Raw genomic sequence first — 14,163 nt, forward strand, 5'->3', positions numbered from 1 at the left:
TGCCGCTGTTGTTGAGGGTTGTCCCGATATAGCCGGACACAGCTCAGTTGATGCCTTTGATCACACCTTCGTTTGTGACCGTTGTGCCCAGGCCGTTGACATCCACGCCGACATTAACGGCCGACCCGTCAATAAAAGAATCTGGTCCGATGCGCAGCTTGTTGTTGTCGCCTTGAATTTGCACTGCCACCTGAGCAAAGCCCGTCGTCACCACATCGCCGAGGAGCCTGATGGTATTGCCGGTGAAGTCGTTATCGACGAACACGCCGGGTTCTGCATTAGTCGTGATGGTGGCACCTTTGGTCAGTGTCCAGGTGTCGTTGTCCGTATTGACGAGCCAGGTTGTATCGAGATCATTTTTCTGAGTAGGCATAGTGTTTTTCTCCAAGTTCCACCCTTGCGGGAATGGCTTGATTGCCACCGTGCGACGGACGCTACAACAGGGACGGACACGGAAGTGTTCCGTGGGGAACGCCCGAAAGGGTGACGAGTCGTGGATGTTGCGGTATGACTTAAATTATGCGCCCATGTTAAAGGGCAATAGCTTACGCCGCTCTGCCTAACAGAGTCGGAATTCTGTGGTCGCACCGGGGGTGAGCATGGTTGCTGAGAAACATCCGCTTTTTGACGAGTGGAACCGGGTTCACGAAGAGTACCAAAAGGCGCTGCGCACGTGGGACCACCTCTGTATGAAAAAGGCGCCTGCGGCCGACGTTGAAGCCGCTAAGCAAAAACTTGAGCAGGCGTGCGCAAGATATGAAAACGTCAGTGCACAAATCTAATGGGACGTTTGCCCACGGTGGAACGACATGGATGAGGCGGCCGGAAAACTAATAGTATGCCTTTTCCGTCGCTTAAACCACGAAGTCGGATGCGTCGATCTCGCCTGGCTTTATCCCTATCAGCAGAAATGCATCACCATCGCCGAAGTCGAGCAAGGTGTTTTTGCCAGACTTTGTGATCGTTGCATCGGCGAAAACGGCATCAAGAAAGTCCTGGGCGCCGTCACTGTTGTCCGCGTCAAAATCGCGGATCGTATCTTTCCCCATGCCTAAATCGAAAACAAAGGTATCCTCGCCGGCGCCGCCAACCAGGATGTCCTTGCCAAACGAGCCCTGTATCGTATCGTCTCCACCACGCCCAAGCAAAAGGTCATTTCCGACGCTGCCGAGCACAGAGTTCCCCGCGTTCGAGTCGATGTACTTATTGTTCTCAAACTGGATACGGGCGACGGTTTGAGACAGGAAGTCGGCCATGTCTGTGGCCGACATCACGGCGGCATTGATGGAAGTCTTTGAGATATCAATCTGCTTGTCACCGTCGATCGATTGTACGACTAGACCAGTAATCGTTCCCTGAACGATCATGCCAGCACTAACCTCTAGACCCTTACCTTCGACAATTACGACCGTGTTGCTGCCGCCAACGCACACGACCTTCTTGGATGTTGCCGACAGCATTTCAACTGAACTCGTGTCGAGCACGTCATCGATCTGAAAGACTTGAATGATTGATTTCTTGGCCATGTCGCTTACCCGCTGCTGGTTGTGTGGTTTGATATGATCGATTATCGATGTTTTGTTTCACGCTCACGCCACGAACAGATCGAGCGACCGATGGCGGTGAAACAATACGGCCGTCGTTTCTAGTACCGTTTTCGCGGAATGATTGTTGCCACTTGACTCCGGCGCACGCTGTGTCAGTTTGAGATCAAACCGAGAACAGGACACATCATCAACCAACCACTTGGCAAACTCATTGTGATGGCCGCGTTCGACGAGGACGACGAAGGCAACCTAATACCTGCATTCGATCCACGCGAGTTCAACGATGCGGCCCGGGCGAAACGAGAAGCTCAGTCGATCGCCAGCAAGCATGCAGGCGTCGTTGCCTGGCAACGGACCGCCGATCCCAGCATCGGCGAGTATGGGCCGCCTGAGGTGCTTTTTCAGAACGGCAGACTCCCGGAGATGGAATGAAAGCGCTCTACGCTTTACTCGGCGTGCTAATAAAAATCATTGCAGACTGCTGGGCTTATTCGCCCTCGCCTTTTTAGTCAGCCGTAATGCCAGCGCGGTTTTGGAGCCTTTCCGTGCAATTTCACTCCTGCACGCTCCCCAGACCTCCACCGGAGTTCACAGGTGTAGGCTATACCGTCAACGGGCACGTAAAGTAAAAATCGTTCCGGTACCAACGCGCTGCTGCTTACTTTGAGCTCCGCGCCGTCCTTGTTCATATTACGAACGCTGCAAGGTATTTCGGAATTCGAAACGCCCGTAATGATAGTTGCACCTTTTAGGACGCGGTTCCGATGAGCTCTAGGCGGAACGCTTGATTTTGTCTCTTCCATCTTTCTAAATTACAGGATTAGACGGCTTCGAACAAGCACCACGAAGGCTACGACCGCGCGGCGCGATTTAAGCCTAAACAATTGGTTAGGATGAAAAGTGCGATGCCTACGGTGCGCTAAGTGGGGCGGGTTCGGCTTCGATCGATACCAGGGCGGCGCCAAGATGACGGACTGGTGGTGCTGGGAGCATTATCCCTACAAGGACCCGAACGGATTACGATCACCGATACTCATTCGTGGTACATAACAACCAAGTCACTTGACTCTGCCCGCTGCCTGCCGTTTTTTGAGTGGCAAGGGGAGAGCAGCCAATGACATACGACTCCGATGGTAGGCGCACAAATCGCGCACGCACAGTTAGACTATTTGCGGTGATATTCTTTGCTGCGATGGTCGGGATTTTCGCAGTGCGAACCTCTACGGCTCACGCTGAAACGGTGGATGTGAAATATCGCGGTCCCGTCGATTTGGCCAAATTCGAATGCCAGGGCACCATCAGCACCCTCGTCAATCGCGTCTGTTATAACGCTGAGCACCAATACATGCTGATCCTGCTGAAGGCGACCTGGTATCATTACTGCGAGATTGACGCCGGCACCGTCGGCAAACTCAGTAAATTCTACAACGCTCGGATCAAACATAGCTCGACCGGGGGTAAGTTCGGGTGCCGCGACAAGGTTGTGCTCGAGCTTTGAAGCATGTCGATTACGGGGGAACGCGCATGATCGCTTATCATCCATGACGAAACGCACACGACGCGAGGGACCGTTAAGACGGTCCAGCCGCTAAATGGTGGTTCACCCGGTACGAATGCCCAGACACCCGATTTGAGCGATAGGCAACCGCCAGAGCAACAGTGAGGTCGCTTAAATGAAACTCGCCCGCCGCGCGCTCGATGACCCAGATAGAAAGACCGAATTGCACGCCGCGTTAGATGACCGCGTGTCTGAATTGCTTGCCGAAGCAAATGACGCGGGCTACAGCACGGCCGAAGCGATGGATGCACTTCAAGCGGTGGTGAAGAACCAGTCAGTAATTGCTGGCGAAGACCCCGACCCCGCCGACGACCCGGATGCGCCGGAAGAAGTGCCAAATTCAGACAGTATGTTGTTCTAATGTCGGACACTTGGACCAAAAAATATCGCTGGCGCCGAACATGGCCGGATGAAAACGACATCGATGGAAAGCCGTTTGAGGACTATTGCGCATTCGATGGCGACATGAATGCCGGCAGAATTAGACTTGACCGAGAGAGCGTGAAAAAAGGTCAGTGGCGCTGGTCTGGGAGCTATCCCCCCACGTTCCGTGGCTCACCGATCATGCCAAACGCGGGATACGCGCCGACGGCAGCCGAGGCGGCAAAAGCGGCTGAGGAATATTGGGACCGGATGAAAGCCCGCACGGAAACGCGCTGATAATCGCGCCACTTCTTTTGCCTGAGCCTTGGTCCGGCGCGTTGAGATCAGCGCGCAGTGAGGCCACCCTGCCTTGGTGTCAACTTGAATGGCGCTCATACTTGCGAGCTTGCAAAATCCGCTGATCAGCGACCCCGCTCGGCGCATAACCCACACACGAAAGGTAAAAGCACATGACCAACATCAACGAGGACGCGATGTCATATGACGAGGCCATAGCCGCAGGGTTATTTCCCCACGGCGCGGACGCTCTTGACGCCAAAGTCGCTGAGATGATGGAAATCGCCCACGAGACAGAAGGGCTTGAGCCTCGCACAGCGCGGCAGGTCGGCGGCAATGACGCGCCCGACTTGATCAGCTTGGTCCTGACACCGGAAGAGCGTGACCATATCTTGGAGCGCCGCGCTCGAACTCGGTTCGCATCGCTAGCCAGATAAATTCCCCTCTCCAGAGTTGCCGGTTCTCTTGTGTTGCTGCGTTAGTTTGCACTGCGGCGGGGCCATTTGCATTATCTGCCCGCTTCCAGCTGGATGGATCAGCCACGTTGAATGCGAACATTAGAGAATGCTTAGGGAGATGTGCAAATTCGTGTGGGGCAGGTTCTCCCCGAGGTCGCTCAGTCGCCTCTCTTTGGAAGTTCGTCTTTCAATCGGAGTTCACGATCATGATAAAATTCGAATGCACAGGCTCAGGTAGCACCTGGGAGTTTCGTCGCAATCAGCGTCTGGTCTGTTTTTTTTCGACGCGGGAAGTTGCGGAGAAAGTTGCTCTCCACTTTGCAGAGAACGTTTGCCGGAGCGGCAGACCGGCCCAGGTGACCGTACTCGACCGTGGACGAAAAGTTCTGACCAGAACCTTTGATCCGCCGGGATGCGCGAGCCAGGAGGCTAGTCAAGCTTTAGAACTGACTTGAAGGGCACTGTGAAGAGCTTCGTGCATCGCGGCATGAACATGCTCCTCAGAGCCGTAAACTTTTCTAGTTGAGTAAAGTTTCACGGCGTGTATGGGCCATTACGAACTGTGCGCTCCCGTACAAGTCAAGGTAAAAAAGAGGCCCGACCACCGAAGCAGCCGGGCAAGTCAAAGGTTTGGACGGCGCTTGAACGCGGGTTCGGCACTGATCGTTCCAGACGCATTTCTCGCTGATGGCTATTGTACCATAACCGACATTGCGCACTGAGGTGAGATGCTGCATCTTATCGGGAACCGGGCTCGCACCATGGTAACTTTTCGTGTCCCCAAATGCCGACAGTCGCCGGGGGTCCGGTCGCCTCTGCCTCCAAGAAAGACCTAGACAAAGGTATGAGCAAGTATTCGATAATCCGTATCACAACACGTACCAAAGTTTCGCCGTGAGAGAACTCCGCGTGGCCGGTTTTCATTGTGCTTAGCCACCCAATATTTTAGGCCAGCAGAATATTGAGAAGTTGCACACACGACCAAATCACTTCAAAACAACTCACCGGCCGGCACTACCCTGAGTCGCATGCGGCTCGCCGACCGGCCCATTTTATGGAGCTTTGATGCCTGATTTCGGCCCGGCCAGCTTGTCACCAACGTCAATTGAAAAGTCCTAGCCATCGACCCCGAGCGCGGCCTGGCGACGTGCGAAAACAGCGTACTCCAACGCCACCAGATGCGGACTATTCCCGTACGCGAACTTCGCGGCGTGGAGGCGGGTTGAGAGCCCACTCCCAAGATTATGTAATTGCCAACTCTTCCCGATTCTGGGAATAGGCTATTCCGCTTTGGCGGGCGTGGTGTGGCGAAAGCCAGGGGACCCACTCCCATCTCCCGACGGCGCATTGCCATGTCGCCGTCGGGCACCTGCGACTTCTTCATCGAAAACGATGGCATCGGCGGGCATTTGGGTGGACACACGGGGGGATGAAAAACCAGCGGCCCATCGTTGTGCAATAAGATCAGTTGGTTATCTCTTTTATGCGGTGCCTGTTGGTGGCAATGAACACCCAAGGAGGGTCTTTGGCCGGCTATGCTCGTGGGTCAGGGCCGGGTTATCAGCATATCCAAAACAGCTAATGAGAAACATCTGGCCGAGCGCCGCAGTACCGAATGGCCGCTTTGGGGCCGTGAGCAGACCGTCTGCTGCCAGAGTGGCGGAAGGGAACGCGAACCTTTGGTGCTCTTGACGAAGCCGCGATTTTTTTAGGCTGCGAGTGCTCGTTCAGTGGTCACCTGCGCAAAGTTAGCCGCCGACCTTGCTGACGATCAATGCAGAGCTATTATCGCCGTATTCAAACGACAATAGCCCCTAGACCAATCGCGAACTGAATCCCTTTGCGAGTTGGCGGAACGGGCAGTGTGATACCGGCTTCGGTTCCCCAATAATAGTCTAAGGAAAACCGTTTAGCGTGTTGATTGAACCGTTGAAGCCAAATTGAACGCTTCGGCCGGAACCTTCAGTTGATGAGTACGTTTAGTGCGGTTGTGACCGTATTCAGGGAGGAATTTATGTTGAGAGCATTCTTGGCCGCGTCCATCGCCGGCCTTTCGTTCGTTATACCCACAACATTGTATGCAGCAACAGAAATTCAGTGGTGGCACGCCATGACTGGAGCAAACAACGAGGTGATTGATCAACTCACTAAGGAGTTCAACGACAGTCAAAGCGACTACAAGATCGTTCCTGTTTTCAAAGGTACCTATCCAGAAACGCTGAATGCAGGCATTGCAGCCTTCAGAGCCAAGCAGCCGCCGGCCATCATCCAGGTGTTTGATGCAGGTAGCGGCGTCATGATGGGTGCCGAAGGGGCGATCGTTCCTGTCGCCGAGGTGCTCGAAAAGGGCGGCGCCAAGTTTGATAAGTCGCAATACCTGGCCGGGATCGCGGCCTATTATTCCAAGCCTGACGGCACCATGCTTTCATTCCCCTACAATTCGTCCTCGCCGATCCTCTATTACAACAAGGACATATTTGCGAAGGCCGGGCTCGATGCTGACAACCCGCCGAAGACTTGGCCGGAAGTGTTCGACGCAGCCAAGAAAATCAAGACGAGCGGGGCAGCTACCTGCGGTCTCACCTCGACCTGGCTGACCTGGATTCAGACCGAAAATTTCGCCGCCTGGAATAACGTTTCCTATGGCACCAATGAAAACGGCCTTGGCGGCAACGACGTAGAGCTCAAGTTCAACGGGCCGCTTTTCGTCCAGCATTTCCAGTCTATCGCGGACCTCGCCAAGGACGGCACGTTCCGGTATGGCGGACGCACATCGGAGGCCAAGCAGCTCTTCCTTTCCGGCGAATGCGGCATCCTCACGGAGTCCTCGGGCGGGTTGGGCGATATCATCAAGTCGGGCATCAAATACGGCATTGGTCAGCTTCCCTACTACGAAGGTCATGGGCCACAGAACACGATTCCCGGCGGTGCAAGTCTCTGGGTATTCGCGGGCAAGAGCGACGAGGAATACAAAGGTGTCGCGAAGTTCTTCGGCTTCCTGTCGCAGACATCGATCCAGGCTCGCCTACATCAGGTATCCGGATACATGCCGGTGACGAACGCGGCCTATGAGGAAACCAAGAAATCGGGCTTCTACGACAAGAATCCCGGTTGCGAGACGCCGATACTGCAGATGATGGGCAAGGCACCCACGGAGAATTCCAAGGGTGTTCGGCTCGTCAACCTGCCGCAGGTGCGCGACATCATGAACGAGGAATTCGAAGCAATGCTCAACGGCCAGCAGGACGCCAAGGCGGCCCTGCACAAGGCGGTCGAGCGCGGCAATGCGGCCATCGCCGCAGCCGTCGGCAACTGATCGACATCAGCACGCTTGCCGCCCGCCTCAATCGTGACGTGGGCGGCATCTTTGCCAGTCGCTTCAGGAGCATGCCGTGCAAAACGTCGCCTTCCCCAACAAGGTCCTGCCCTATCTGCTTGTCGCGCCGCAGATCATATTGACGATCATCTTCTTCTTCTGGCCAGCCAGCCAGGCGTTGTTCCAATCGACGTTGCGCGAGGATCCGTTTGGGATGAAAAGCGGCTTTGTCGGGTTGGCAAACTTCACCTCCGTGCTGGCGGATCCTGCCTACGTCAATTCACTGAAGGTGACGGTCGTCTTCAGCCTGCTGACGGCCCTCGTTTCGATGGGTGTGGCGCTTCTGCTGGCAACCGCCGCAGACAAGGTGATACGCGGGCAGACCTTCTATCGCACGCTGCTGATCTGGCCCTATGCCGTGGCGCCCGCAGTCGCCGGCATGCTGTGGCTGTTCATGTTCAACCCATCCATGGGCACACTTGCCTTTATGCTGCGTCGAAGCGGTTTCGCGTGGGATCCGGTGCTGAACGGCAACCAGGCCATGGCGCTGGTCGTCGTCGCGGCCGCCTGGAAGCAGATCAGCTATAACTTCCTGTTCTTCGTCGCGGGCCTGCAGGCGATCCCGAAATCGCTGATCGAAGCCGCGGCCATCGATGGAGCACGCAGTACAAGGCGCTTCTGGACGATCGTCTTCCCGCTTCTCGCGCCAACGACCTTCTTCCTGCTGGTCGTCAACACGGTTTATGCGTTTTTCGACACGTTCGGCATCATCCATTCGGTGACGGGCGGCGGTCCCGCTAAGGCGACAGAGACCCTCGTGTACAAGGTCTACAACGATGGTTTCGTCAATCTCAACCTGGGTTCGTCGGCCGCGCAGTCTGTGATCCTGATGGTCATCGTGATCGCGCTGACGGCCTTCCAGTTCCGCTTCGTCGAAAAGCGGGTGCACTATGGTTGAGGCGCGGAAATGATCGAGAAACGCCCAATCGCCAATCTCATCGGCCACCTCGTGCTGATCCTCGGGATCATCATCGTCGCCTTCCCTATCTATTATACGTTGATCGCCTCGACGATGACATCGGCGGAAATCATCCGCCCGCCCATGCCGCTCCTGCCCGGCGGCCACATGATCGAGAACTACGGCGAGGCCATATCCGGCGGTGTGGAGCGGGTTGTCGGCGTCAGCCTCGAGCGGCTCCTGTTCAATTCCTTCGTCGTCGCCCTCGCCATTGCGGCAGGCAAGATCATCATTTCATTTCTCTCAGCCTTCGCGATCGTGTTCTTCCGGTTTCCGTTCCGCATGCTGTTCTTCTGGATGATCTTCGTCACACTGATGCTGCCGGTCGAGGTTCGCATCCTGCCGACCTACAAGGTGATCGTCGACCTCGGGCTGATCGATACCTATGCGGGCCTGACACTGCCGCTGATGGCATCGGCGACCGCGACATTCCTGTTCCGACAGTTTTTCCTGACGATACCGGGAGAACTCGTGGAGGCAGCCCGCATCGACAATGCCGGACCCTTCCGGTTCATGCGCGATATCCTCCTTCCGCTGTCGAGCACCAACATCGCCGCGCTGTTCGTCATCCTCTTCATCTACGGTTGGACGCAGTATCTTTGGCCGCTTCTGGTGACCAACGACGCCAAGATGAACACCATCATCATCGGTCTTCGCAGGATGGTCGATTTCACGGATGCCTCGACGCCCTGGAACTACGTGATGGTCACCGCGATCCTCGCCATCATTCCCCCGATCGTCGTCGTCGTTCTCATGCAGCGCTGGTTTGTCAAAGGTCTTGTGGAGACGGAGAAGTAATGGCCAGGATTGTCCTCAATGACGTGCGCAAGCGCTATGGTTCCGTGGAAGCGATCAAGGGCGTTTCACTCGATATCGCCGATGGAGAACTGGTGGTTCTGGTCGGCCCGTCCGGCTGCGGAAAATCGACGCTGCTGCGCATGATAGCGGGCCTTGAAAGCATCACCGGTGGCGAGATCTCTATCGGCGACCGGGTCGTCAACGAGCTGGAGCCATCGGATCGCGATATCGCCATGGTGTTCCAGAACTATGCCCTTTATCCCCACATGACCGTCCGCCAGAACCTGGCTTACGGGCTCAAGAACCGCAATATGCCTAAGCCGGAGATCGAAGCGCGCATTGCCAAGGCGGCGACGGCACTGGAGATCGAAGCGTTTCTGGATCGCAAGCCACGCCAACTCTCGGGCGGGCAGCGCCAGCGCGTGGCAATGGGGCGCGCTATCGTCCGCGAACCTGCCGCGTTTCTATTCGATGAGCCACTGTCCAATCTCGACGCCAAACTCCGTGTCCAGATGCGGGTGGAAATCAAGCGCCTGCAGAGATCGCTCGCCACGACGAGCGTCTATGTCACCCACGACCAGATGGAAGCCATGACGCTCGCTGACAAACTGGTCGTCCTGAACGGCGGATTGATCGAACAGGTCGGCACGCCGATCGATCTCTATGAAAATCCCGCCACGACATTTGTGGCGACGTTCATCGGCTCCCCGTCAATGAACTTGCTCGGCCTCAACACAGACAAAAGCTGGACATTGATCCGCAAAAACGCGCTTCCCGGCGGGGCGGCTACGCTGGGCATTCGGCCTGAAGACATCGCTCCAATCGAACTTTCCAGTGCAACGAATGAGGGCTTTCATGCGCAGGTGACGGTCGCCGCAGTGGAGTTGGTCGGTGCGGAAAGTTACGTCCATAGCCTGTTCCAAGACGGCGCCCCGCTTGTTTTTCGCGTGCCGGGCCGATCCAGGATCGAGATGGACGATGTCATTGCCGTACACGCAGGGACGAGCAGTTTTCATTTTTTCGACGAGCATGGCCGAAAGATTTCCTCGTGAGGCCGGCCGTCACTCCGTCACTAAAGTAGACGATGGGAGATGGGTGATCATAGTTGACGGTCGATGCTCTTCTTGCCATGGTAGCGCTATCATGGCCTGCCATGCCGTCGGCCGTCCGAATCGGGGGAGGATGCGAATACTCGGTAAGCTTGCAGAAAACGCAAACCTATGAAGTCGGAGTTCGGGAGGAGCTTGAATGGCGGGAGTTGAATTTGTCGATGTAAGGAAGTCCTTCGGGGCATTTCCCGTCATCAAGGGCGTGAACATCGAGATCGAGGACGGCGAGTTCGTCATTCTCGTCGGCCCCTCCGGCTGCGGCAAATCCACCTTGCTTCGCATGCTGGCGGGACTGGAGAACATCTCGGCCGGCGAAATCCGGATCGGCGGGGAGGTCGTCAATAATTTTCCGCCCAAGGATCGGGACATCGCCATGGTGTTCCAGAACTATGCGCTCTACCCGCACATGACGGTCGCCGACAATATGGGTTTCTCGCTCATGCTGAGCGGCACATCCAAGGCCGAGATCGAGAAGCGGGTCACGCCCGCCGCCGAGATCCTCGGCCTGACCAAGCTTCTGGACCGCTATCCGCGCCAGCTCTCAGGCGGCCAGCGCCAGCGCGTAGCCATGGGCCGTGCGATCGTGCGCGATCCACAGGTGTTTCTGTTCGACGAACCGCTGTCGAACCTCGATGCCAAGCTTCGCGTCGCCATGCGCGCCGAGATCAAGGGGCTGCACCATCGGCTGAAGACGACCACCGTCTACGTGACCCACGACCAGATCGAAGCCATGACCATGGCCGACAAGATCGTCGTCATGCATGACGGCCTGGTCGAACAGATCGGAACGCCGCTCGATCTCTACGACAATCCGGTCAATCTCTTCGTCGCGGGCTTCATTGGCTCTCCGGCGATGAGCATGATCAAGGGCCGCCTGGATCCGGCCAATCCTCAGAGCTTCATCGCGTCGAACGGCTCCACCCTGCCCGTCGGGCGTGCCGCCGCCTCGGCCACCGGCCGCGAACTCGTCTATGGCCTGCGACCGGAATTCATTTCTCTCGACCCGAACGGAATACCGGTCGAAGTCGTGGTGACGGAACCCACTGGCTACGAGACGCAGATGATCGTGCGGCTGGGCGGCGAGGACGTGAGTTGCGTGTTCCGCGAACGCGTGGCGGCCAAGCCGGGCGAAACCATCAATGTCGCGATCGATGCCGATCATGTGCATCTGTTCGACGTCGAGACCAGAAGCAGGCTGGTGGACTGATATCGCCTCGCACCCGGGCAATGAGGGAAGAGGAGCCCTCCTGCCCGGTCCAGGAATTGGCGTTCCGGCACCGCCGGAACCCGTTGCAGCCACATCCGCAAAACGGGAGGCGGATGTCGGATCGACGAATTCCCGACATGACCAGGAGGAGTCACAATGACCATCAAGAGACGTGAATTTCTTGCAGCATCTGCCGCTGTCGCGGGTTTGACCGGATTTGGCGTCCGCCCGTCCTTCGCCCAGGCCGCCGAGCCGGCCTACAAGCCAGAGGAAGGCGCGAGCCTGCGACTTCTGCGCTGGACCCCCTTCGTCAAGGGCGACGAAGACGCCTGGCTCGCCAACACTAAAAAGTTCACCGACGCAACCGGTGTGCAGGTGCGCGTCGACAAGGAAAGCTGGGAGGACATACGTCCGAAGGCGGCGGTGGCGGCCAATGTCGGATCGGGGCCTGACATGGTCATGTGTTGGTTCGACGATGCCCATCAGTATCCCGACAAGCTCGTGGACATGACGGAACTCGCCAACTATCTCGGCGGCAAGTATGGCGGCTGGTATGACGGAGTGAAGGGCTATGCGTCCAAGGGCGACAAATTCATCGCCATGCCGCTCACCGCGATCGGCAACGCCATCTGCTACCGCGACAGTCACGTGAAGGCAGCCGGCTTCAGCGAATTCCCCAAAGATACCGCCGGCTTCCTCGAACTCTGCAAGGCGATGAAGGCCAAGGGCACGCCCGCCGGCTTCCCGCACGGCAAGGCCGTGGGCGACGGCAACAACTATGCACATTGGCTGCTCTGGAGCCATGGCGGCAAGATGGTCGACGAGAGCGGCAAGGTTTCTATCAACAGCCCGGAGACGATCGCGGCCATCAATTATGCCAAGCAACTCTATGATACCTTCATTCCCGGTACGGAAAGCTGGCAGGACATCAACAACAACCGCGCATTCCTGGCCGGCCAGGTGTCGCTGACGGCGAACGGCGTCTCGCTCTACTATGCGTCGAAAAAGGACCCGGCACTCGCCGAACTCTCGAAGGATCTTCGCACCACCAACTTCCCCATCGGTCCGGTCGGCGAGAGCGTGGAATTACACCAGACCAGTTCGCTGCTTCTCTTCAGCCATACCAAGTATCCCGAAGCCGCGAAGGCATACGTTAAATTCATGATGGAAGCCGATCAGATGAACGCCTGGATCCAGGGCTCCAGCGCCTATTGCTGCCAGCCGCTGAAGGCCTTCGCCAACAACCCGATCTGGACTTCCGATCCGATTCACGCGCCCTATGCCCAGGCCTCGTCGACGCTTCGACCCAACGGCTACGCCGGCCCTCTTGGCTATGCCTCGGCAGGAGTGATGGCCGATTACGTGCTGGTCGATATGTTCGCCAGTGCCGTCACTGGCCAGGCGAGCCCCGAAGACGCCGCGATCGAAGCGGAACGCCGCGCCAATCGCTATTATCGCGTCTGAGCGCCAGACCTCCTCTTGGGACAGATGCATCGGCGGCTGCGGTCGCCGATGCATGAACCGCCCCGACCAGCCGGAGTATCATCTTCATGCCGACTGCCCAACCGCGCAAGCCGCCATCGGCGATGGCCCGCATGATGCAGAACAACAATGCGCTCGGCTTCATGTTCATGTTGCCGGCTGCGGTTTTTCTCGTCTGCTTTCTGACCTATCCGCTCGGACTCGGCGTATGGCTGGGCTTCACGGACACGCGCATTGGCCGCGATGGCATATTCATCGGGCTTGAGAACTACGTCTTCCTCGCGCGGGATAAGGTGTTCTGGCTCTCGGTCTTCAACACCTTGCTCTATACCTTTGTCGCCTCGATCCTGAAATTCGTGCTGGGTCTCTGGCTGGCGCTTCTCTTGAACGAGAACCTGCCGTTCAAATCCTTCTTCCGCGCGATCGTGCTTTTGCCCTGGGTCGTGCCTACCGTACTTTCGGCGCTCGCCTTCTGGTGGATCTATGATGCGCAGTTCTCGATTCTGTCATGGTCCCTGATCAAGCTTGGCATTATCGACAGCCCGATCAATTTCCTCGGCGATCCGGAAAACGCGCGCGCATCGGTCATCGCCGCCAATGTCTGGCGCGGCATTCCGTTCGTGGCGATCTCGCTGCTGGCGGGGCTGCAGACGATCCCCGCATCACTCCAGGAAGCAGCCTCGCTGGATGGCGCCACCAGCTGGCAGCGGTTCCGTTATGTGACGCTGCCGATGCTGACGCCGATCATTGCGGTGGTCATGACCTTCTCGGTTCTGTTCACCTTCACCGATTTCCAGCTCATCTACGTGCTGACCAAGGGCGGACCGGTCAATGCCACACATCTGATGGCGACGCTGTCCTTCCAGCGCGGCATACCGGGCGGCCAGTTGGGGGAAGGTGCCGCGATCGCGGTCGCCATGATCCCGTTCCTGCTCGCAGCCATCATGTTCAGCTTCTTCGGCCTGCAACGCCGTAAATGGCAACAGGGCGGCCAGGATTGATGCGGAGTA

Annotated in this window: 15 protein-coding genes; 13 read left to right on the plus strand and 2 right to left on the minus strand. The window is 57.2% G+C overall.

The genetic code is table 11. From position 1 onward, the window contains the following. Positions 1-43: 43 nt before the first annotated feature. On the minus strand, positions 44-373 hold the full coding sequence (locus tag IHQ71_RS24310; protein WP_258158979.1) for a hypothetical protein: 330 nt from the start codon (positions 371-373) through the stop codon (positions 44-46). Positions 374-599: 226 nt separating this feature from the next. On the opposite strand from IHQ71_RS24310, the gene IHQ71_RS24315 reads away from it, so the two are divergent. Then, positions 600-782, plus strand: a complete 183-nt coding sequence (locus IHQ71_RS24315; protein ID WP_258158980.1) for a hypothetical protein — start codon at positions 600-602, stop codon at positions 780-782. A 72-nt stretch (positions 783-854) separates the two neighbouring features. Here IHQ71_RS24315 and IHQ71_RS24320 read toward each other — a convergent pair whose 3' ends face one another. After that, a complete protein-coding gene (locus IHQ71_RS24320; protein WP_258158981.1) occupies positions 855-1,526 on the minus strand; it encodes a hypothetical protein in 672 nt (223 codons plus the stop codon). 237 nt (positions 1,527-1,763) lie between these two features. Between IHQ71_RS24320 and IHQ71_RS24325 the strand changes: the two genes are divergently transcribed. The 12 genes from IHQ71_RS24325 to IHQ71_RS24385 all read left to right on the plus strand — a co-directional run bounded on the left by IHQ71_RS24325 (position 1,764) and on the right by IHQ71_RS24385 (position 14,154). Beyond that, positions 1,764-1,979 (plus strand): hypothetical protein, encoded by a 216-nt coding sequence (locus IHQ71_RS24325; RefSeq protein WP_258158982.1) that lies wholly within the window; start codon positions 1,764-1,766, stop codon positions 1,977-1,979. Between the two features lie 682 nt (positions 1,980-2,661). After that, positions 2,662-3,045 carry a KTSC domain-containing protein gene (locus IHQ71_RS24335; protein ID WP_258158984.1) on the plus strand — a complete coding sequence of 128 codons (384 nt, stop codon included), beginning with the start codon at positions 2,662-2,664 and terminating at the stop codon, positions 3,043-3,045. Positions 3,046-3,220: 175 nt separating this feature from the next. After that, the gene (locus IHQ71_RS24340) at positions 3,221-3,466 is read left to right on the plus strand and encodes a hypothetical protein (RefSeq protein WP_258158985.1); all 246 of its coding nucleotides are present in this window, start codon (positions 3,221-3,223) and stop codon (positions 3,464-3,466) included. After that, complete coding sequence (locus IHQ71_RS24345; RefSeq protein ID WP_258158986.1) at positions 3,466-3,765, plus strand: hypothetical protein; 300 nt, start codon at positions 3,466-3,468, stop codon at positions 3,763-3,765. The genes IHQ71_RS24340 and IHQ71_RS24345 overlap by 1 nt, the downstream gene beginning before the upstream one ends. Positions 3,766-3,938: 173 nt before the next feature. Continuing rightward, positions 3,939-4,202 (plus strand): hypothetical protein, encoded by a 264-nt coding sequence (locus tag IHQ71_RS24350; protein WP_258158987.1) that lies wholly within the window; start codon positions 3,939-3,941, stop codon positions 4,200-4,202. A gap of 2,035 nt (positions 4,203-6,237) precedes the next feature. Beyond that, positions 6,238-7,539 (plus strand): sn-glycerol-3-phosphate ABC transporter substrate-binding protein UgpB, encoded by a 1,302-nt coding sequence (ugpB, locus tag IHQ71_RS24355; RefSeq protein WP_258158988.1) that lies wholly within the window; start codon positions 6,238-6,240, stop codon positions 7,537-7,539. Positions 7,540-7,615: 76 nt separating this feature from the next. Beyond that, positions 7,616-8,497 carry a sn-glycerol-3-phosphate ABC transporter permease UgpA gene (gene ugpA / locus IHQ71_RS24360; RefSeq protein WP_258158989.1) on the plus strand — a complete coding sequence of 294 codons (882 nt, stop codon included), beginning with the start codon at positions 7,616-7,618 and terminating at the stop codon, positions 8,495-8,497. A 9-nt stretch (positions 8,498-8,506) separates the two neighbouring features. After that, on the plus strand, positions 8,507-9,355 hold the full coding sequence (ugpE, locus tag IHQ71_RS24365; protein ID WP_258158990.1) for a sn-glycerol-3-phosphate ABC transporter permease UgpE: 849 nt from the start codon (positions 8,507-8,509) through the stop codon (positions 9,353-9,355). Beyond that, positions 9,355-10,407, plus strand: a complete 1,053-nt coding sequence (locus IHQ71_RS24370; protein ID WP_258158991.1) for a sn-glycerol-3-phosphate import ATP-binding protein UgpC — start codon at positions 9,355-9,357, stop codon at positions 10,405-10,407. The genes ugpE and IHQ71_RS24370 overlap by 1 nt, the downstream gene beginning before the upstream one ends. 196 nt (positions 10,408-10,603) lie before the next feature. Further along, on the plus strand, positions 10,604-11,671 hold the full coding sequence (locus IHQ71_RS24375) for an ABC transporter ATP-binding protein (protein ID WP_258158992.1): 1,068 nt from the start codon (positions 10,604-10,606) through the stop codon (positions 11,669-11,671). A 156-nt stretch (positions 11,672-11,827) separates the two neighbouring features. Then, positions 11,828-13,135 carry an ABC transporter substrate-binding protein gene (locus IHQ71_RS24380; protein WP_258158993.1) on the plus strand — a complete coding sequence of 436 codons (1,308 nt, stop codon included), beginning with the start codon at positions 11,828-11,830 and terminating at the stop codon, positions 13,133-13,135. Positions 13,136-13,221: 86 nt separating this feature from the next. Further along, positions 13,222-14,154, plus strand: coding sequence for a carbohydrate ABC transporter permease (locus IHQ71_RS24385; protein ID WP_258158994.1), 933 nt, complete (start codon positions 13,222-13,224; stop codon positions 14,152-14,154). The last annotated feature ends 9 nt before the right edge of the window (positions 14,155-14,163 follow it).

It is taken from the genome of Rhizobium sp. TH2 (assembly GCF_024707525.1).
Lineage (GTDB): Bacteria > Pseudomonadota > Alphaproteobacteria > Rhizobiales > Rhizobiaceae > Rhizobium_E.

What these genes read in the sequence shown, in the direction of transcription:
- IHQ71_RS24315 (WP_258158980.1), top strand. Translation starts at nt 600, where the DNA reads ATGGTTGCTGAGAAACATCCGCTTTTTGACGAGTGGAACCGGGTTCAC.
- IHQ71_RS24325 (WP_258158982.1), top strand. Translation starts at nt 1,764, where the DNA reads ATGGCCGCGTTCGACGAGGACGACGAAGGCAACCTAATACCTGCATTC.
- IHQ71_RS24345 (WP_258158986.1), top strand. Translation starts at nt 3,466, where the DNA reads ATGTCGGACACTTGGACCAAAAAATATCGCTGGCGCCGAACATGGCCG.
- IHQ71_RS24380 (WP_258158993.1), top strand. Translation starts at nt 11,828, where the DNA reads ATGACCATCAAGAGACGTGAATTTCTTGCAGCATCTGCCGCTGTCGCG.
- IHQ71_RS24320 (WP_258158981.1), bottom strand. Translation starts at nt 1,526, where the DNA reads ATGGCCAAGAAATCAATCATTCAAGTCTTTCAGATCGATGACGTGCTC.
- IHQ71_RS24340 (WP_258158985.1), top strand. Translation starts at nt 3,221, where the DNA reads ATGAAACTCGCCCGCCGCGCGCTCGATGACCCAGATAGAAAGACCGAA.
- ugpB (WP_258158988.1), top strand. Translation starts at nt 6,238, where the DNA reads ATGTTGAGAGCATTCTTGGCCGCGTCCATCGCCGGCCTTTCGTTCGTT.
- IHQ71_RS24335 (WP_258158984.1), top strand. Translation starts at nt 2,662, where the DNA reads ATGACATACGACTCCGATGGTAGGCGCACAAATCGCGCACGCACAGTT.
- IHQ71_RS24310 (WP_258158979.1), bottom strand. Translation starts at nt 373, where the DNA reads ATGCCTACTCAGAAAAATGATCTCGATACAACCTGGCTCGTCAATACG.
- IHQ71_RS24350 (WP_258158987.1), top strand. Translation starts at nt 3,939, where the DNA reads ATGACCAACATCAACGAGGACGCGATGTCATATGACGAGGCCATAGCC.
- ugpE (WP_258158990.1), top strand. Translation starts at nt 8,507, where the DNA reads ATGATCGAGAAACGCCCAATCGCCAATCTCATCGGCCACCTCGTGCTG.
- IHQ71_RS24375 (WP_258158992.1), top strand. Translation starts at nt 10,604, where the DNA reads ATGGCGGGAGTTGAATTTGTCGATGTAAGGAAGTCCTTCGGGGCATTT.
- IHQ71_RS24370 (WP_258158991.1), top strand. Translation starts at nt 9,355, where the DNA reads ATGGCCAGGATTGTCCTCAATGACGTGCGCAAGCGCTATGGTTCCGTG.
- IHQ71_RS24385 (WP_258158994.1), top strand. Translation starts at nt 13,222, where the DNA reads ATGCCGACTGCCCAACCGCGCAAGCCGCCATCGGCGATGGCCCGCATG.